The organism is Stenotrophomonas sp. SbOxS2, assembly GCF_013416715.1.
Classification (GTDB): domain Bacteria; phylum Pseudomonadota; class Gammaproteobacteria; order Xanthomonadales; family Xanthomonadaceae; genus Stenotrophomonas; species Stenotrophomonas lactitubi.
Window position 1 is genome coordinate 356097 of sequence record NZ_JAAVXD010000007.1, and the last position, 20156, is coordinate 376252.

General features: G+C 62.0%; 10 protein-coding genes. 3 read left to right on the plus strand and 7 right to left on the minus strand.

What is annotated here, in order from left to right; translation table 11 throughout:
• Positions 1-2: 2 nt before the first annotated feature.
• From HFK18_RS16360 to HFK18_RS16370, 3 genes are all read right to left on the minus strand, one after another.
• On the minus strand, positions 3-2330 hold the full coding sequence (locus HFK18_RS16360) for an ATP-binding protein (RefSeq protein WP_343202969.1): 2328 nt from the start codon (positions 2328-2330) through the stop codon (positions 3-5).
• Positions 2327-3019, minus strand: coding sequence for a response regulator transcription factor (locus HFK18_RS16365; RefSeq protein WP_306669843.1), 693 nt, complete (start codon positions 3017-3019; stop codon positions 2327-2329). The genes HFK18_RS16360 and HFK18_RS16365 overlap by 4 nt, the downstream gene beginning before the upstream one ends.
• Positions 3020-3318: 299 nt before the next feature.
• A complete protein-coding gene (locus HFK18_RS16370) occupies positions 3319-6693 on the minus strand; it encodes an autotransporter serine protease (protein ID WP_180167037.1) in 3375 nt (1124 codons plus the stop codon).
• Positions 6694-7841: 1148 nt separating this feature from the next.
• Between HFK18_RS16370 and HFK18_RS16375 the strand changes: the two genes are divergently transcribed.
• Positions 7842-8372 carry a WYL domain-containing protein gene (locus HFK18_RS16375; protein ID WP_257216316.1) on the plus strand — a complete coding sequence of 177 codons (531 nt, stop codon included), beginning with the start codon at positions 7842-7844 and terminating at the stop codon, positions 8370-8372.
• A gap of 566 nt (positions 8373-8938) precedes the next feature.
• Here HFK18_RS16375 and HFK18_RS16380 read toward each other — a convergent pair.
• Complete coding sequence (locus HFK18_RS16380) at positions 8939-11215, minus strand: FdhF/YdeP family oxidoreductase (protein ID WP_180167039.1); 2277 nt, start codon at positions 11213-11215, stop codon at positions 8939-8941.
• Between the two features lie 377 nt (positions 11216-11592).
• Here HFK18_RS16380 and clpB point away from each other — a divergent pair, with 377 nt between their 5' ends.
• Both clpB and dnaK read left to right on the plus strand, forming a co-directional pair.
• Entirely contained in the window at positions 11593-14178 is a 2586-nt protein-coding gene (clpB, locus tag HFK18_RS16385; protein WP_180167040.1) for an ATP-dependent chaperone ClpB, read from the plus strand.
• A gap of 83 nt (positions 14179-14261) precedes the next feature.
• The gene (gene dnaK / locus HFK18_RS16390) at positions 14262-16178 is read left to right on the plus strand and encodes a molecular chaperone DnaK (protein WP_180167041.1); all 1917 of its coding nucleotides are present in this window, start codon (positions 14262-14264) and stop codon (positions 16176-16178) included.
• A 118-nt stretch (positions 16179-16296) separates the two neighbouring features.
• Here the strand turns inward: dnaK and cydB are convergent, their stop codons facing one another.
• The 3 genes from cydB to fdhD form a co-directional block, all read right to left on the minus strand.
• Positions 16297-17310 carry a cytochrome d ubiquinol oxidase subunit II gene (gene cydB / locus HFK18_RS16395; RefSeq protein ID WP_100465344.1) on the minus strand — a complete coding sequence of 338 codons (1014 nt, stop codon included), beginning with the start codon at positions 17308-17310 and terminating at the stop codon, positions 16297-16299.
• Between the two features lie 11 nt (positions 17311-17321).
• Positions 17322-18710, minus strand: coding sequence for a cytochrome ubiquinol oxidase subunit I (locus HFK18_RS16400; RefSeq protein ID WP_180167042.1), 1389 nt, complete (start codon positions 18708-18710; stop codon positions 17322-17324).
• A gap of 444 nt (positions 18711-19154) precedes the next feature.
• Positions 19155-19919: a formate dehydrogenase accessory sulfurtransferase FdhD gene (gene fdhD, locus HFK18_RS16405; RefSeq protein ID WP_218946835.1), complete on the minus strand. Its 765-nt coding sequence runs from the start codon at positions 19917-19919 to the stop codon at positions 19155-19157.
• Between the last annotated feature and the right edge of the window lie 237 nt (positions 19920-20156).

Sequence of the window (20156 nt, forward strand, 5' to 3'; positions counted from 1 at the left end):
TTTCAGGCGGCCGGCGCGGTTCCCGCACCCCGGGAGCCGCGCCAGCGTTGCATCTCGGCCAGCACCTGGCGCGCATCGTCCCACCTGGGTGGCACGCAGTCACCCAACTCCCAGAGTTCACCGGCAAGTGCCGCCGTGCCGCCCGCGCCGAGGATCTGCAGCGCTCCCTGCAGTCGATGCGCGTGATGGCGCAACCGCACGGCATCGCAATGACCGATCGCTTCATGCAGGCATTGCAGTTCATGATCGATATCTTCTTCGTAGGCGGCCACCAGTTCCTGGGCAATGCCCTCGTTGATACTGGCGGCCACAGGCTGATCGAGCGCCTGCAGCAGCGCATCGATCTGCAGCGGCTTGACCAGCACTGCATCGATGCCGGCCGCCTGGCAGCGCAGTGCATGGTCGCCGCCGCTGAAGGCGGAAAGCGCAAGCAGCCGGGCACGAGGCGCTCCTTCTGCCTCATGCAATCGCAATTGCCGGGCCAACGCATAGCCATCCATTCCCGGCAGGCCGATATCCAGCATCACCAGCGGGCAGGGCACCTCCTTCTGCAGTGCCAATGCATCGTCGGCGTTGGCAGCCTCCTGCACCGTCGCGCCCCAGCACCGCAGCTGGGCTGCAATGACCTGTCGGTTCAGCGCGTGGTCCTCGACCAGCAGGATGCGCAAGCCGTCCAGCCGGGGCAGGGGGGGCGCTGTTGAAGCGGCCTGCGCATCATCCTGCGCCGGTTGCACGGGCAGATGCAGAATGAAGCGGCTGCCACGTCCATGCACGCTATGAACATCCAGAGTGCCGCCCATGGCTTCGGCCAGCGTGCGACAGATGGACAGGCCTAGCCCGCTGCCACCGCGCTGCTTGCCCGCATCGGCCTGCTGGAAGGGCTCGAACAGTCCAGCCATCTGCGCTGGCGTGATGCCGATGCCGCTGTCGATGACTTCCATCAGCAGTGCTGCGGGCTTTGCTGGCGCATCCAGCTGCAGGCGCAGCTCAATGCCGCCTACATCAGTGAACTTGACGGCATTGCCGAGCAGGTTGTCGAGCAGTTGCCGCAGGCAGTCCGGGTCTGTCGCCAGCGGCGGGAACGGCTTCTGCGGCACGCAGAGCTGCAGGGTCAGTGCCTTCTTCTTCGCCTGGGGCGCGATGGCCTGCAGTGCCTGCGTGCAGAGTGCGGGAACGTCGCAGGGCTCTCGCTTTGGCCGGAAAGTGCCGCTGGCCAGGCGGGAGAAATCCAGTGTGCGATTGAGCAATCCGCGCAGCGCGTGGCCCGCATTTGCAGCGGCGGCCACCAGTTCGCGCTGGCTGGCCGGCAGTGGCGCTTGCCCCAACAGGTCGATTGACGCCATGACGGCCTGGGCGGAATTGCGTACCTCATGGCTGATCATGCCTGTCATCTGTGCGTGCTTCCGATCACGGCCCTGCTGCTGGCGCAATCTGCGCACAGCCAGCAATGGAAGCGTCAGCAGCAGGGCAGCGGCTGGCAATAGCCAGAGCGTGGCACCATCGAAACCTTCGCGGGCCTTGTGGCCGAGCGTGGTTGGCAACGCCTGCTGGGCCCAGCGCTGCAGGAGCTGGGCATGTTCTTCGATGGTGATGTCATCCAGTGCTGCCTCGATGTGCTCAAGCAGTTCCTGGTCTTCGCGCCTGGCAAGCAGGTGCAGCTGGGTCGGGAAACTGGCGTCGAGCACTTGCAGGCGCAGGCTGTGGGAAAAGTAGCGCCGCGTCATCGCACGCGCGGTGGATTCAAGGCCGATCGCTGCGTCGGCAATGCCAGCATCCACCGCAGCCAATGCCGCACGCATGCTCGGCTGGGGCAGCACGGGCACTGCGGGATAGTGCTCGGCCAGCCACGCCGGATAGGGGCCTCCGTCAACGGCAGCGATCCGCAGCGTGCCGGCATCGGCAACTCGCCGCGGCAAGCGCTCACCGATGCGCCCGGCGAGCACGCTCGCGCCGCCATGAAAGCTGCGCGATGGCGCCAGGCTGGGGCAGGGCAGGTGCGCCCCGTCGCCAGCACCCTGCACCAGCACCAGATCAGCCCGTCCCTCGCAGACGGCACTCATCGCTGCCAGGGTGCTGGGGAAGGGGACTTCAACGAAGGCCAGGCCGGAATGGCGGGCAACGAGCGCAGCATAGCCATGCGCCAGCGTCTGCAGCACTTCCGTGTTGGCAGCATCTTCGGGGGCAGGGTGCAGCGTGGGCCCTGCAGCCACCCGGACCTCGCGCCCAGCCGCCCATTCTCCGTGCTGGATGTCGCCGGCGGACGTGCAGGGAAGCAGTGTGAGCAACGCCAGCAGAAGGGATTTGCGGGCGCGCTTCAACAGCGCGGTCACAGGGCCTCCAGCTGCTGCCGCATGGCGAAGATCTCCGCGTCGTTGCGCAGCCCCAGCTTGCGCAGGGCGGCAATCTTCTGCGTGCTGACGGTCTTGACGCTGCGGTGCCGGTGCAGGGCAATCTCGGAGACGGTCAGCCCGTCCAGAACCAATCGAATGACCTCGCGCTCATTCCGGCTCAGGGAATCGCAGGGCGTCAGCAACTTGCACGAGGGCGGTATCCGGCAAAGTCCTTGCGAGACGCGCACAACCGCGTCGGAGAGTTCAGCCAAAGGCTCGGATTTGCCGACAAAGCCGCTGATTCCCGCATCCAGCAGGTGGTTGATGATCGCAACCGAATTCTGCCCGGCGAAGCCAAGCAGCGTTACCCGCGGCAGCGCCTGTCGAAGATGCTGGACGAGGTCGGCGCCGCTGATATCACCCGGCGCCAGGGTGATGTCGATGATCGCCACATCCGCGCGGCACTGCTGCAGGGCCAGCACGAAGGCCTGGCTGTCACTGTGGCTGGCGACGATCTCGAAGCGGCTGTCGTTGCCGAGGTGAAAGGCCGTGCCGCGGCGGACGACGTCATGGTCATCGAGCAGCGCCAGGCGAAGCCGGCGCGGTGCAGGGAATCCGTTCATGCGCAGCAGTGTTGTCAGCGCCGAGTGGCGTGGCGCCCATTCTGGCGCTGCTGTCGCGTCGAGCATCGAAAACGTTCGATTTTTGAGACTTTTCCTAGAGCGGAGTTGGTAAAAGCTGGAGCTCTGTGTCGGGAATGGCGCTACGCGGGGCCTTCAGCGCAGCCTGTTGCGTCTTTGATCATCGCAATATTCGTGAAGCGCTCGTTGCCGTTTTCGCATGCGGCGCTCCTGAATCCGGGCGTGGCGGCGACCATTAACGTGACGCGTCACGCTCGACGGGCACGCCAACGACAGCGGATCCTCCATGAACTTAGAAAAGGGGCGGCCGCAAGGCCGCCCAATGCCACTCAATGTGCGTGCTGCAATCAGAACCGCACCGACCACCGCGCGTTCGCGCCATGGTCGCGGCTTTCACTGCCGAACTGGCCGCTGTAGCCCAGTTCCAACTGCTGGCGTGGGCTCAGCCATGCCGACACGCCCAGTTCGGCGACCACCGCGTTGTCAGCAATGGGAGCGCCGCTGACTGCAAACGCGGTGCCACCGTTGACGAAGGCGAGGTTGGCCACCTGGCTGCGGTCGCCAGTGGCCCGCCGATAGCCCACCGCGCCGCGCAGGTGTAGCCAGCTTTCCTGCTGGAACGAGGCCTTCAGTCCCTTGTCGAAACGCAGGCCGGCGGTGGCCACGGTGGTGCCGGTGTCGTCGACCTCGCCCCGCAGCGCCGCCGCACCTCCGTGCTCGTTGATGCGCTTCAGGTCCACTTCCACCCGCGCAACCTGCAGATACGGCTCCAACCCGCCCTCGGGCCCGCCAAAGCGATAACCGGCTTCAAGGAAGGCTTGACGCGTGCGGCCGTCATAGCGCGCGCTCAAGGTGTCGCTGAAGCCCGCGAATGCCACCTCGCGGGTGCTTTCCACCTCGTGCTTGCTCCAGGCCACGCCGCCGCGCAGGCCGAAGCCACCCCAGTTGTGGCTGGCGTAGGCGCCGAAGTGGGCGTTGTCGATCTTCGACTTGGCACGCCGACCATCCTGCTGCTTCACGTCGGTGCGGCCGGTGCCGGCCAGCAGGCCGACCTGCCATGCATCGAACTCACGGTCGATGCCGACCAGCAGGCCGTTGCTGTTGGCTTCGGTGCGTGCCGTTCCGGCATTGCCATCCAGCTTGCCGTTGCCGCCGATCGCCTGCACCCAGACCCCGGTGGCGTCGTTTCCACCGGCGCCTGGTGCGGCTACGCCGACGCGGCGCGACAACGCCGCATCACGCACATAGCGACTGCTTTCGACCAGCGCCAGCGGCGTCGCAGCGTGCAGTTCGCCACTCAGGCCATCCAGTACGGCCGCCACCTGCTGAGGGAACAGCTGGGTCAACGGCTTGGGAAGGCCCTGGTTGATCGCGAGGGTATCGGCAGCAGCGGCCACGGCGCGCTGGTTCGGCGTACTGGCCGCGGTTGCCAGCAGGGCGCCGCGAGCCACGTCGATGCGCGTGGTATTGGCGGCGTAGGCCACACTGAACTGCAGGAAAGGCGAGAACGCGCTGAAATCGGTCTTCGCGAACTGGCCGCTCACGCCGCCATCGGCGCGCAGCACGTTGAACTGTTCGCCCAGGTAATACACTCCCGGCTCGGGTAGTGCCAGCAAGGTTCCGCCCAGCGTCGCAGTGCCGGTGACGTGCAGCTGGTCACTGCGGCTGCCCGGTGCGAGCTCGGCCGCATAGGTGCCGGTAGCGCCCTGCACGTAGTTGCCGTTGATGGTCAGCGTGCCGATGGAATTGCCTGGCGCGATGATGCCGTCCACGCGGGTGTTGCCGAGCGTGCCGATGCCCTTCAGCAGGCCGTTGGCGCCGACCGTGGTGGTGCCGCCGGTCTGCGTGCCGTTGAAGGAGACCACGCCGCCGTTGACCACCAGATTGCTGTCCTTCAGTACGCCGCTGGCGCTGATCGTGCTGACGCCGCCGGTGGTGTTCAGTGCGGTGGAAACCAGAGTGCCGTTGAGCAGGAGCTGGCCATTCTGCACCTCGACTGCCGAGGTGAGGGCGTTGCTGCCGTTCAACTCCAGCGTGCCCTCGCGCAGTACCGCACCGTTGAAACTGTTGTCGCCGCTCAGGCGCAGCCAACCGATGCCGGACTTGGTCAGCTTGCCGGGGCCTGCGATGTCGTTGGTCCAGTCGTCCCAGGCATCACCTTCCCAGACTTTCAGGCCGCCGGCCTTCTGGTTCATTGCCACGTCGGTGTCCACGCGCAGCGAGCCATAGCCCTCGATGGCCTTGCGCAGATCGACCATGCCCCAGCCATAGACATCGTCCACCCCCGGCGCGCCGAGGTCACGCGCCGTTGTCAGCAGGACGTCACGCACCTGCGCGTTGTCCAGATAGGGGAAGCGCTCGAACAACAGGCCCAATGCGCCGGTGATGTGAGGAGCGGCCATCGAGGTTCCGCTCTTCTTGACGTAGTCGTAGTCCGGCAGCAGGCTCCGCGTGTCAATTGTGACGTTGCCAGCGCTGTCCTTGGAAAGCGTGGCGTCCAGCTTGGTTTTGGCGCCATAGGTTGTGGAAAGAATTGCCGTGCCAGGTGCTGCCAAGCACCAGTTTGCGGCCAGCCCGCAGCGCATGGAGCGATTGCTCAGCTCCAGGGCTTCATTGACGTTCACGACAGCCAGCCAATACGGCTCAACATCCTTCTGGGCGCGCGGCAGCGTGGCGTACATGCCTGCGATCGGCGCCTGTTGTGGAGATGGATTGGGCGCGTCGGTGTTGCCTGCAGCCCATACTTGAATGAGGCCGGTCCTGCGCGAAGCGGTGGCCATCACGGCCAGCCTGTCGGCGAAAACCGCATGCGACAGATAGACGTCCATCTGCTGGGCCGTGCTCGGCTCGGTAGCAAGCCCCCAGCTGTGGTTGATGGCCCGGATCTGCTGTTGTTCGAGCTGTTCGTACAACTGGCTGAAGGCCGCTGTAGGGACGCTGACGGATTTGGAGCTTCGCTCGAGCGTCATTCGTGGTGAAACACTGAGATGCGCCACACTGTTGGAAAACAGGCGGGCGACACTGAGGTCGGCACCGAAGGCTACCCCGTGCATGCCGGAGCCATCCCGATTGGCAGCGATCGTCCCGGACACATGGGTGCCATGTGTTCCATAGGTGACCCCTTCAAAATAGTTGTTTCGATTGAGCAAAGCGGCGTATCGCGGCTCAAGGGTCTGATAGGTGAGCTGGACCTGATCGCCATCGGTCCTGAAGCAACTGTTGGGGCCTTCGATCACTTCTGCCGGGCACAAGCTGCCATCGGCAAGAACGCCCGCCAGGCGGATGCTCCGATGGTTCTTGCCTGCGAACTCGGGATGCCCAAGGCCGGCGCCATCGTCGAAAACACCCAGCCGGACGCCTTTGGCGGTCAGGCCGCGAGCGTAGGCGAACTCGGCGCCCATGGCAGCCAAACCCCAGTCCGCTTTGAACTCATCGGTGCGCCAGCTTCCTGGATCACCAGCGTTGCCAAGAATGGCAGTGCTGGCGACCGCTGCCGGCGCAAGCGTCGCCGAGGCGGGGCCGGCAACGGATGAAACAGTAACGCTGCTGATCGTCGGCTGCGCCCATCCTTCCTGCAATTGGCGCTGCTGCTGCCAGGCATCCAGTGATTCGGTGGCCATCGCGGGCAGCGCCGTTGCCAGCAGCAGCGAACTGATTACGGCAATCGCCAAGGGGTTGGGCGAAGGGGAGGGCGGCGAACGGTCGTGCAGCAGTCGAGTCATCATGCAGCTTCCTTGATTGGGTGACGGGACGAGGTGAGCGATTTGCGCCAGGCTTACGGGCCAGGTGCTGGAGAGCGTGCGGAAGCGGGCGATTGGACGGGGGTTGTGGGCCGCTCCAAGTGGTAACGTCGGCAAGTGCGCATCACCCCCAGTGGCTTGCTGATGCGATGCACGCCAACCTGCTGGTGCCGCTGGCCTGTTGCGTTCGCCGGACGCGTGACCAGAATCTGGGTGCTCGGTTGCAGCCCAGGCGCGCAGATTTGATGGACGCGCCGGCGTCAGCTGAGGCTGAGCGGCTGATTGCGGCCCGGCGCGATATCTGGTGAGAAAGCGTGTGTGAGCTCGGCAGATCTATCGGGAGACGATCGCTGGGTTCAACGGCGCGGGCGTGCTGATGCAAAGTTGGCCGAAGCTAACCGTGGCAGGCCTGAGATTGGTGGCGCGCCAGGTAGACGAACCCCGGGACGTCAGCCTGGGAGACCGGCTGTTGCACGCGCCAAACTATGAATCTGTATCTCATTGATTCATCTATGGATCGATGCGGTGTTGCACCACAATCGCGCGCGCGCCAAAGCTGTGTAGTTGGACATTGCACAACGCTAGGGCATGAATTTGGTGCGGCGCCAATGCACGGCTTCTAAGTTGGGGCAAAGCCAATGGAGCGGCTGTATGCGGCGCCGCAGTTCAAACGAGCGTAATCAATGCTCTGGGGACTGGAATGCTCCTGCCCGGCAGGCCATCGATGATTGTGGTCGAGCAGATCTCGCAGGTGCCGAGGTGGCCATTAGAGGTTGCGAACCTCTTCCTTTAGGTCGGCCCTGCCACGTGGTCGAGGTCGGGCTCGGAGTAAGGCATGGTCGCGGCATCGCCTGAAATCCAGGCAACCTCGCGCCGGCCCGCTGACGCCGACTGTGCACACCCGCGCGCGCCTTCTGCAACTGTTTGATGTCCACGAAACGTTGGCTAGCCGGGACATTGCCGCATTCAGGTTGCGATATCCGAATGCCTGTGCGCCAGCAGCAAGCACTAAGGCCTACGAGCGTGAGCGTCAAATGAGGCCTGATCTGACGTCCGGTTTGTTTGATGAGTACGAGCGGCTCATTGGTGCCACGTCCAATGCGCAGGTTCTAGCTGGAGTGCCGAGCTCCATGGTTGGAGTAGGTGGGACGCGCATTAGCTATACAGATCACTCGCGCATACACGAGTCCATCCGGAGCGGTAGCGCAATCAGCATGACTTACCGGTCCATGAGTCAACCGGTTGCTCACCGTCGTACGATTCGCCCGCACACGCTGATTAAGGCAGGTGCTCGTTGGCATGTACGGGCTTGGTGCATCGCGGCCGGTCAGTTCCGTGATTTCAATCTGGGTCGGATGACTGAGGTCGAGGCAGTAGCCCTTCAGGATCTCCCTGGGAAGGATGAGGACGTCCAGTGGGCCACAAAGGCTTCCATTAGGCTCATCGCACATCCGCAACTCACTGCCGCTCAACGGGAGATGGTGTGCGAGGAGTGCATGCAGGGCACCTCAGGTCTCCGGTTTGAAGTGGAGGTCCCGCTGGTCCAGTACGTCATTCAAGCCTATCGCGCGGGGCTGGACCCTCAGCGTCATCCTGCTCCTGATTATCTACTGATGGTAGACCAGCCAGAGTCGCTGCCCGATGGCGCCATCTGGCATTGATTGGCGCATCACCATCCTGGCCTGAAGTTGCCTGGCTTGAGCCTGGATTGGATTGCTGTTGTCGGCAGATGCTACGAATGAGTGGGAGCCGCCCATTTCCAGGCGCACACAGGCGGCTTCTCCCTCTCGTCTGCTGACCGCGCTCCCTGCAAATTGCACGGGGCAGGGTGCCTAGTCGATCAGTTTGGAGGCGGTTGACCCTAGCTTCTTGCTGAAGTTTGCTTCCGGAAATTCTCTTGAGCCGTTCTGGTAGGTATGGCGATCATCCGGTAGGGCTGCTAGACAACTTCGAAAGGGCATGAACTGGATCAGGGCGCGACTGTAAGTCGCGCCATTCCACGTCGTAGCTCAGCAGAAAGTGCAGCATCTGAAAGATCGTGAGCGGATCAACTGCTTAGGCTCTTCAGATCCACAGCGGGTAGGCCCCTGAGATGGCCCAGAATGGAGCTGACGATCGTTGCTGACCATCGGAGCTGGTTGTAGCGCCACCTTACATCGAGCCAGCATCGCGCCGTGGCCGAACTCCGGAGCACACCATTGGATGCCTGAGTTAGAGGTAGCTCCCTCTACGCCAAGGTGATGTGGACCGGTACCGATTTGTACGAAGGTGTTCCACTCACCGGATCAATGTAGTTCAGCGGAATTAGGCAATTTCCCTCGGGATAGTACGTTGCCACGGAGCCGCGGGAGATCTTGTAGCTAATGGCAATGACGTTCTCCAGGACCCGGCTTTGTTCATTGTCGAGCGCAGTGGTTATGCGAATTTGATCGCCTTGCTGGATGCCGCGCTCACTCATGTCTTCTTCATTCATAAAAACAACGTCGCGCCTGCCAAACACGCCGCGGTAGCGGTCATCGAGGCTGTAGATTGTGGTGTTGTATTGGTCATGGCTCCGCAGCGTGGCGAGCTTTAGAACTGCAGAGTCAATTGGTGTCGGATCTTCGGCCAACCCTTGGAATCGGATGAACTCTGCCTTTCCCGAGGCGGTCGGCCACACCCGCTCAGTGGGAGGGAGAGGAAGGCGGAATCCACCAGGGATGCGAATTCTGGCGTTGTAATCCGAGAATTCGGGGAAGACTGCTTCAATTGCATCACGTATCACGTCGTAGTCTGCGACCATGTCTGACCAGCGCACCGTGCTGGACGGCAGGGTGGCGCTGGCAATCCCTGCAACGATTGCGGGTTCCGATCGCAATAGATCGGAGGCGGGCTTCAACTTTCCACGCGATGCGTGCACCATGGACATGGAGTCCTCGACCGTCACTGCTTGGGGACCCGTCGCCTGCAGATCCTGCTCGGTTCTGCCCAAGCACGGCAGGATGAATGTGTTCTTCCCGACCAGCAAATGGCTTCGATTCAACTTGGTCGCAATGTGCACGGACAGCTCCAACCCTCGCATGCCTGCAAAGCAAGCGTCTGAGTCCGGCAGAGCAACCGCTAGGTTGCCGCCGAGGCATATGAGAGCCCTTGAGCGGCCGTCAATGATGGCCTGCATTGCAGCAACTGCGTCGTGACCGTGATGGCTTGGGGCACGGAATCCGAATCGCTTCTCGATCCTGTCGATCATGTCTGCGCTAGGCTTTTCGGTTATCCCGACGCTGCGATCCCCTTGGACGTTTGAATGCCCCCGCAATGGGCATATGCCCGCGCCAGGCTTCCCAAAATTTCCCCTTAACAGCAGGAGGTTTGCAATCTGCTGAACATTCTCGGTTCCTGTGCTGTGCTGGGTCACACCCATCCCATAGGTAACGATGGTTGCGTTGGATTTGGCGTAGGCTGCTGCGACCTTGCGCAAGTCGTCTTCGGATAGGCCGGACTGGGTCACGATATCGCTCCAAACAGTAGAGCGCAGATCGTCAGCAAAGGCTTCAAAGCCGTGCGTGTGCCCACTTATGAACTCGCGATCGAGGATGTTGGCGGCCTCCCCGTGGATGGCATCCATCTCAAGGAGAGCCTTCATGATGCCTTTCAGCGCCGCGGCATCACCTCCGACGCGTGGCTGCAAATAGGTCGAAGCAATCTCGGTTGCACCGAAGGTCGCCATCTCCAATGCGTCCTGCGGATCGGCAAAGCGCTCAAGTGCTCTCTCGCGCAATGGATTGAATACGATGATGGGTGCGCCACGCCTGGACACTTCGTGCAGGGTACCCATCATGCGTGGATGGTTCGTGCCAGGATTGTGTCCCATGGCGATGATCAGTTCGCAGGAATCAAAATCGTCCAACGAGACGGTTCCTTTCCCAATCCCGATCGACTGAGGGAGCCCAACGCTGGTCGCCTCATGGCACATGTTGGAGCAGTCCGGGAAATTGTTGGTTCCATACTCACGCGCAAAGATCTGGTACAGGAAGGCCGCTTCATTGGAGGCGCGTCCAGATGTGTAGAACTCAACCATGTTCGGGTCTGCTTGTGACCGCAGGATCTCGCCGATTCGACTGAGTGCCTGGTCCCAATCAACTGCCTCGAAGATGTCTTTTTCCAGGTTGTAGGCCATGGGACTGGTTAGGCGGCCCTGATCTTCCAGTTGATAGTCCGTCCATTCCAACAGTGACGTAACAGTGTTGGCAGCGAAGAATTCCGGGGTCACCCGCTTCTTCGTGGCCTCCCATGTCACGGCTTTTGCACCGTTCTCGCAGAACTGGAAGGTCGATGTGTGCTTACGATCTGGCCATGCACACCCTGGGCAATCAAAGCCTTCCGGCTTGTTTGTCCGGAACAGCGTGATGGCTGCCTCAGGTGCCACCATCTGTTCACTGATTGCTTTTGCAGTTGCACGCAGTGCCCCCCAACCACCTGCCGGCGCGTCGTACTTACGGATGCCGGGAATGTCCTTCTCTGCCATAGCACCACCTCATGTGTCAGTACATCGATAGATGGGATAACGAGCGAGAACCCCAGAAGCGGGGGAGGGTCCCGGGTCGCTTGGCGCGGGGTACTTCAGGAGCCATATGGCCTCTCCGTAGCAGGAGACTGGGCGCCACAATGTTGTTTCCATGTGATGATTTTAGATCGGACAGATTGTCCGTCAGCACAGACATTTTGGCCGTTGTCTGAGCATCGGTCGTCGGGCTACGCTGTTCACGAATTCGATGCGGTTCTGGCTGGGCAGCCAGCATTGGGAAGCCTTGAATAGCCCTTGAAGTTCCCTGATGGGCTGTCGGATATCCCGTAGGCGCTACCCTCCTTGCACCTTCATTTTTCAACGATCGGGGTCGTCGAATGAGGATGGACAAGCTCACCTCGCGTTTCCAGCAGGCGCTGGCAGACGCGCAGTCGCTGGCGGTAGGCCGCGACAACAGCATCATCGAACCGGTTCACCTGTTCAGTGCCCTGCTGGACCAGCAGGGCGGCAGCACCCGGCCGTTGCTGGCCCAGGCCGGCGTCAACGTGCCGGTCCTGCGCGAACGCCTGGACGAGGCGCTTGAAGCGCTGCCGAAGGTATCCGGCCAGGCCGGCAACCTGTCGATCGGCAACGACCTCAACCGCCTGCTCAACCACACCGACAAGCTGGCCCAGCAGAACGGTGATGCCTTCATCGCCAGCGAGTGGTTCGTGCTGGCCGCGCTGGAAGACGGCGGCACGCTGGGCATGGCGATGCGCGCTGCTGGTGCCGACAAGGCGCGCCTGCAGGCCGCCATCGACAAGCTGCGTGGTGGCGAGAACGTGCAGTCGGAGAACGCCGAAGAGCAGCGGCAGGCGCTGGAGAAATACACCATCGACCTGACCGCACGCGCCGAGAGCGGCAAGCTCGACCCGGTGATCGGTCGCGACGAAGAAATCCGCCGCACCATCCAGGTGCTGCAGCGTCGCACCAAGAACAATCCGGTGCTGATTGGCGAACCCGGCGTGGGCAAGACCGCGATCGTCGAAGGCCTGGCCCAGCGCATCATCAATGACGAGGTGCCTGAGGGCCTGCGCGGCAAGCGCGTGCTGTCGCTGGACATGGGCGCGCTGATCGCCGGTGCCAAGTTCCGCGGTGAATTCGAAGAGCGTCTGAAGGGCGTGCTCAACGACCTGGCCAAGAGCGAAGGGCAGATCATCCTGTTCATCGACGAGCTGCACACCATGGTTGGCGCGGGCAAGGCCGACGGTGCGATGGATGCCGGCAACATGCTCAAGCCGGCACTCGCGCGCGGTGAACTGCACTGCGTCGGTGCGACCACGCTGGACGAGTACCGCAAGTACATCGAGAAGGATGCCGCGCTGGAGCGCCGCTTCCAGAAGGTGTTCGTGGGCGAACCGTCGGTGGAGGACACCATCGCGATCCTGCGCGGGCTGAAGGAAAAGTACGCCGTGCATCACGGCGTGGAGATCACCGACCCGGCCATCGTCGCGGCGGCCACGCTGTCCAATCGCTACATCACCGACCGCCAGCTGCCGGACAAGGCCATCGACCTGATGGACGAAGCCGCCTCGCGACTGCGCATGGAGATCGATTCCAAGCCGGAGGAGCTGGATCGCCTGGAACGCCGGGTAATCCAGCTAAAGATCCAGCGCGAGATGCTGAAGAAGGAAAAGGACGAAGCCTCGCGGCAGCGCCTGGCCGATCTCGAAAAGGACATCGATGCGCTGGAGCGCGAGTTCTCCGATCTCAATGAAATCTGGAAGTCGGAGAAGGCGGCGCTGCAGGGCGCCACCAAGATCAAGGAACAGGTCGAGCAGGCCAAGCTGGAGCTGGAAGCTGCGCAGCGCCGCCAGGATTTCGCCAAGATGAGCGAAATCCAGTACGGCCTGTTGCCGCAACTGGAAAAGCAGCTGGCCGCCGCGCAGGAAGCCGAGCACAAGGACTTCAAGCTGGTACAGGACCGCGTGACCGATGAGGAGATCGCCGAGGTCGTTTCGCGCTGGACCGGCATCCCGGTCAACAAGATGCTCGAAGGCGAGCGCGACAAGCTGCTGCGCATGGAAGAAGTGCTGCACAACCGTGTGGTCGGCCAGGAAGAGGCGATCAAGGTCGTCTCCGATGCGGTACGCCGCTCGCGTGCCGGCCTGTCCGATCCGAACCGTCCGGCCGGCTCGTTCCTGTTCCTGGGCCCGACCGGTGTCGGCAAGACCGAGCTGTGCAAGTCGCTGGCCGAGTTCCTGTTCGACAGCGCCGACGCGATGATCCGCATCGACATGAGCGAGTTCATGGAGAAGCACAGCGTCGCCCGCCTGATCGGTGCGCCCCCGGGCTACGTTGGCTACGAGGAAGGCGGCTACCTGACCGAGGCCGTGCGTCGCCGCCCGTATTCGCTGATCCTGCTGGACGAAGTGGAAAAGGCGCATCCGGATGTGTTCAACATCCTGCTGCAGGTGCTGGACGATGGCCGCCTGACCGATGGCCAGGGCCGCACCGTGGACTTCCGCAACACCGTCATCGTGATGACCTCGAACCTGGGCTCTCACCAGATCCAGGACATGAGCGCTGACGACAGCCCGGAGGCCTATACACAGATGAAGGCGGCGGTGATGGGCGTGGTGCAGGCGCACTTCCGCCCGGAGTTCATCAACCGCCTGGACGACATCGTGGTGTTCCACCCCCTGGACAAGCAGCAGATCAAGCAGATCGCGCGCATCCAGATGCGCGGGCTGGAGAAGCGCCTGGCCGAGCGCGGGCTGAAGTTGGAGGTTTCCGATGCGGCGTTCGACCTGCTCGGCAACGTCGGATTCGATCCGGTGTACGGCGCGCGCCCGCTGAAGCGTGCGATCCAGGCACAGCTGGAGAACCCGCTGGCGCAGAAGATCCTGTCTGGCGCCTTCGTCAACGGAGATACCATCGAAGTCGGCAATGAGGGTGGGCATTTGGTTTTCAGGAGTACCTGATAGAGCCGAGCGGGGTGACCATATCGACAAGGGGCCAGCACCGCTCGTGGCATTGCAGTTCCAGACAACCCAAGGTGAAGATGATGGGCAAGATCATTGGTATCGATTTGGGCACGACCAACTCATGCGTGGCGATCATCGAGGGCACAAAGGCCCGCGTGATTGAGAACTCAGAAGGCGATCGCACCACGCCGTCGATCGTTGCATACACCAAGGAAGGGGAAATCCTGGTGGGCGCACCTGCCAAGCGCCAGGCGGTCACTAACGCGAAGAACACCTTCTACGCCGTAAAGCGCCTGATTGGACGTAAGTTTGAGGATCCTGAGGTCCAGAAGGACCTCAGCCTGGTCCCATTCAGCATCATTTCCCACGACAATGGCGATGCGTGGGTGGCTACCAGCGACGGCAAGAAGATGGCGCCGCAGGAAGTCTCGGCCAAGGTGCTGGAAAAGATGAAGAAGACCGCCGAGGACTTCCTCGGTGAGAAGGTCACCGAAGCGGTCATCACCGTGCCGGCCTACTTCAACGACAGCCAGCGCCAGGCCACCAAGGACGCCGGCCGCATCGCCGGTCTGGACGTCAAGCGCATCATCAACGAGCCGACCGCGGCTGCGCTGGCCTATGGCCTGGACAAGGGTGACAACAAGGATCGCAAGATCGTGGTGTACGACCTGGGCGGCGGCACCTTCGACGTCTCGGTGATCGAGATTGCCACTGTCGACGGTGAAAAGCAGTTCGAAGTGTTGGCCACCAACGGCGACACTTTCCTGGGCGGTGAGGACTTTGACAAGCGGGTTATTGACTACCTTGTGGATGAGTTCAATAAGGAGCAGGGTATTGACCTACGCAAGGATCCGCTGGCCCTGCAGCGCCTGAAGGACGCCGCAGAACGCGCCAAGATCGAGCTGTCCAGCGCCCAGCAGACCGAAGTGAACCTGCCGTACGTCACCGCTGATGCGTCGGGTCCGAAGCACCTGAACATCAAGCTGACCCGTGCCAAGCTTGAAGCCCTGGTGGACGACCTGATCAAGAAGTCGATCGAGCCGTGCCGCGTCGCCCTGAACGATGCTGGCCTGCGTTCGAGCGATATCGACGACGTGATCCTGGTCGGTGGCCAGACCCGTATGCCGAAGGTGCAGCAGGCGGTGACTGAGTTCTTCGGCAAGGAGCCGCGCAAGGACGTCAACCCGGACGAAGCTGTGGCACTGGGTGCGGCGATCCAGGGCGGCGTGCTCGCCGGCGACGTCAAGGACGTGCTGTTGCTGGACGTGACTCCGCTGTCGCTGGGCATCGAGACCATGGGTGGGGTGTTCACCAAGATCATCGAGAAGAACACCACCATTCCGGCCAAGGCGTCACAAACCTTCTCGACCGCAGAGGATAATCAGCCATCTGTAACTGTCCACGTCCTGCAGGGCGAGCGCGAACAGGCCCGCTTCAACAAGTCGCTGGCCAAGTTTGACCTGACCGGCATCGAGCCGGCTCCGCGCGGCCTGCCGCAGGTGGAAGTGTCCTTTGATATCGATGCCAATGGCATCCTGCACGTGTCGGCGAAGGACAAGAAGACCAACAAGGAACAGAAGGTCGAGATCAAGGCCGGCTCGGGCTTGTCCGAGGAAGAGATCGCACGCATGGTCGGCGATGCAGAGAAGCATCGTGACGATGACCTGAAGTTTCAGGAATTGGTTGCTGCCCGAAACCAAGCCGATGCCTTGGTCTACACGGTGCGGAATGCGGTCCGCGAACATGGAAGCAAGGTCGGCGGCGAAGTCATCGGCGAAGTCGAAGCGGCACTGTCCAGCGTCGAGTTGGCGATGAAGGGCGAAGATAGATCCCAGATTGAGTCGAAGACGCAGGCGCTGGAGCGTGTGGCTGCTCCGCTTCTGTCAGCGGCCACGTCGCAAGAGCAGCCGCAGCCAGGAGGCAGTGGTCCTGACCACGGTGCCGGCGGCGGAGATGACGTCGTGGATGCGGACTTCACCGAAGTCAAGGACAAGTAAGAGCAATTTGACGCGTCATTCAACGCGCCAATGGCAGACAGGGCAAGGGCGCAACGGAATCCGGTTGCGCCCTTGCTGCTTTATGTCCAGCGCCTAAGATCCAAGCTGTGTTACGTGTTCAGTGATAGCTGGTCTCAGCACTAACTTTTCCGCGGAAGACACGGTAGGACCACGCGGTGTAGCCCAAGATAACGGGAAGCATGACCGCCAGACCGACCAAGCTGAAGCCAAGCGAGGATGCGGGTGCCGCAGCCTCCCAGAGCGTCAGTGTCGGCGGCAGGAGATAGGGCCACATTCCAAGCACAAGACCTAGATAGCCAAGAATGAACAGAGACAGGCTGAGCACGAAGGGTGCCAAGTGATGTGCCGGACGCTTCTCGGCCCGCCACAGGGCTACGGCGACGGCCAGAGTGAGCAGCGGGACAGGGGACAGCCACCAGAAGTTCCCGTCACTGAACCATCGGGCCATCAACCGCAGGTCGAGGAACGGGAGCCAGCTGCTGACCAGCCCCATCGCCACAATCACCGCGACCACCAGCGGGCGGGTCAAGCGCCTGGCCAAGGCGTGGGTCCGCCCTTCCGTCTTCAGGATCAGCCACGTACCGCCGAGCAGGCCATAGCCAGCCACCAGCGCGGCACCGGTGAGCATGGCAAAGGGACTGAACCACAGGAAGGGGCCCCCGACGTATGCGTCATTCACCACCGGCACGCCTTGCACCACTGTGCCCAGGATCACGCCCTGCGAGAACGCTGCCAACAGTGAGCCGAGGCCAAAGGCGACGCTCCAGAGGCGCTTCGAACGATGGGCCTTGAACCGGAACTCAAAGGCCACCCCCCGGAAAACCAGCGATACCAGAAGCAAGAGCACTGGCAGGTAAAGCGCCGAAAGCAGCACGGAGTAAGCCTTGGGGAACGCCGCCAGCAATCCAGCGCCGCCCAGCACCAGCCAGGTTTCGTTACCGTCCCAGATTGGGGCGGCGGTATTCATCATGACATCTAGCTGTTCTTCGTCCTCGGCAAACGGCGCCAGAATGCCGATACCCAACACAAAGCCATCCAGAACCACATACATCAGAACACCAAAGCTGATGACGCCGAACCAGGCAACGGGCAGCCACGTAATAGAGTCCATGTCAGCGCTCCTCAGAGGGATTGATCGGCAGCGGAGATCGGGCGCGCCGGAGTGCGGTCGCCGCCCTCGAGCGATGGACCGGCATCATGAGCACGCGGGCCGTGGCGCAGGATTTTGACCAGATACCAGATTCCCCAACCGAAGACGAATGCATAACCTGCGATGTAGACCGCCAGCGAAAGCGCGGTCATCCAGGCAGTTTGTGGCCCCACCGCATCGGCGGTACGCAAAACGCCATAGACAATCCAAGGCTGGCGTCCCATCTCAGTGACGAACCAGCCTGCGACCAGCGCGATGAAGCCGCTTGGGAGCATCCAGTTCCATACGCGCAACAGCAGTGGTGACCCGAATAGCTTCTTGCGCACCAGGGCGAGTGCTGAGAGCCAAGCCACCAGTAGCATCAGGCTGCCCAGTCCAACCATGATCCGGAATGCATAGAAGACAGGAAGCACCGGCGGCCGTTCACTGGGAGGTACTGACGTCAACGGCGCAAATGTGCCGTCCAGAGAGTGCGTAAGGATGAGGCTGCCAACCCGCGGGATGGCAATCTCCAGATCGTTCCGCTCCTGCTGTTCGTTGGGTACGGCGAAGACCACAAGCGGAACGCCCTCGCCGGGCGGGCCCTGGTGCCAATGGCCCTCAACGGCAGCAATCTTCATTGGTTGGTGCTCGAGGGTGTTGAGGCCATGCATATCGCCTACGAAGATCTGGATTGGGACGATGAGTGCGGCGAAGACAACTGCGGCTTTCAGCATTTTTTTGCCGGCCTCCGCGTGCTCCTTACGTCGCAGGTACCAAGCACCCACGCCGCCAATGACGAAGCAGGTGGTGATGAAGGAACCCAATGCCATGTGCGCCAGGCGGAACGGGAACGACGGATTGAAGACCACCTCCGCCCAGTTCACTGGATGCACGACGCCATTGACCATTTCGTATCCGGCAGGCGTATGCAGCCAGCTGTTGGATGCCAGGATCCAGAAGGTCGAGAAGAGCGTTCCAAGCGCGACCATGCAAGTGGACAGGAAGTGCAGACGCGGCGAGACCCGGCCCCAGCCAAACATCATCACCCCAAGGAAGCTGGCTTCCAGGAAGAATGCGGTCAGGACCTCGTAGGTCAGCAGTGGGCCGATCACCGTTCCCGCGACCTGGCTCAGGCGTGGCCAGTTCGTGCCGAACTGGAAGGCCATGACGATGCCGCTGACCACCCCCATTCCGAACGAGACTGCGAAGATCTTCTGCCAGAAGAAGAAGAGCTCACGCCAGACAGGGTTCCGGGTTCGTAGCCATCGCCATTCCACGAAACCCAGCCAGCTCGCCAGGCCGATGGTGAAGGCCGGAAACAGAACGTGGAAGCTGATGAGGAAGCCGAATTGGATCCGCGACAGGATAAGTGCGTCCATAGAGGTCTCGAGGGTTCGATGGAGCGGAGAAAGGAGGCAGAACTTCGCTGGAAGCATGCACTTCATCGCGAACGGTGAAATGCACAGTTCGTACAGGCTGAAGTCCTTCAGCCAACCGCAAGGGCCTACCGTGCCAAGGCATAGCGGTCATCGCTTGGCCCGGCATCTGCAAGGCCGGGCTTATCAGATCAGGCACCCAGCTCCTGGAAGACGTGCCCATTGGCTTCCAGGGTCTTCAGTACCTCGGGAGGAATTTCGTTAGACCAGATTTCACCCTCTATCGACCAGTCCGACGGATCGGCAAGGTCCGGAAGACCGGCGCCTTTACGCACGTAGAGCGCCAATGTAGGGCGGGCTGGGTTCGTGTATAGATCAAAGCACTCGGGAGGCATCGTGGCACCCTCAATCTCGGTAACGTGATCGGGAATCCTGCTGGTTAGGTGCTCATGCATGAGCGAGTGCAATGGAGTCCAGTTCCAACAGACGGTTGGGGTGGGAGTACACATTGAAGCCTTCACTGCGCGCAAAGCCAACGAGGCAGATCCCTGCTGCTTTTGCCAGGTCGATCGCCAACGCGGTCGGAGCCGAAACTGCAGCGACGATTGCCATTCCGGCAATGGCAGCCTTGCTGACCATTTCATAGCTGGCGCGACTGGATAGCACCAGGATGCCGGCCCTTGTCGATATCGAGCGTCGCGCGAGGGAGCCGATCAGCTTGTCGAGCGCATTGTGCCGGCCAACGTCTTCGCGAACCTGCAGAATGCGGCCATCTTGGTCTGCCCAAGCTGCCGCATGGGTTGAGCCTGCAGCAGCATTCATCGGCTGGCCCTGCTTCAGTGAGGCCAAAGCCAATCGCACTGAAGCCGCAGAGCAGGTTGCGGGATGGTCAAGTGGCGTTGGCCTGCGAATGACCTCCTCTAGCTGGCTGGCCCCGCAGATGCCGCAACCACTACGGCCAGGCAGGTTGCGCCCTCTACTTGTAGTGACAAGGACCGGCGCATCACTGGTCACAGTCATGGCCAGCTCCATGCCTTCCAGGCGCGGGCGGACTTCTACGCTTAGGAGCTGGGCCGGGTCAGCAATCAGTCCTTCCGTCAGCGAGAAGCCGAGGGCGAAATCTTCCAGATTCGCGGGGCTCGACATCATCACTGAGAACGCAACATCGTTGTAGAGCATGGCCACCGGGACTTCTTCAGCGACGCTGTCCATGATCGAACGGCGCACATCGCCACGCCACTGGATGGTCCGCCGGCGCACGATGCCGTCAATGTCTCCCGCGAGGACTGGGCTGGGCTCAAACATATGAAGTGGCCTGGCGAGTTGGGGGGCCGGGGCGTACGCGACAGCTGGCCCGTTGGCAGGGTAGGGGGCCACGATATCCATGTGGGGCTCCAATGCTGGAGAGACTATCCCTAGGACGCGCACGCTACTACGGCCAAAAACAGC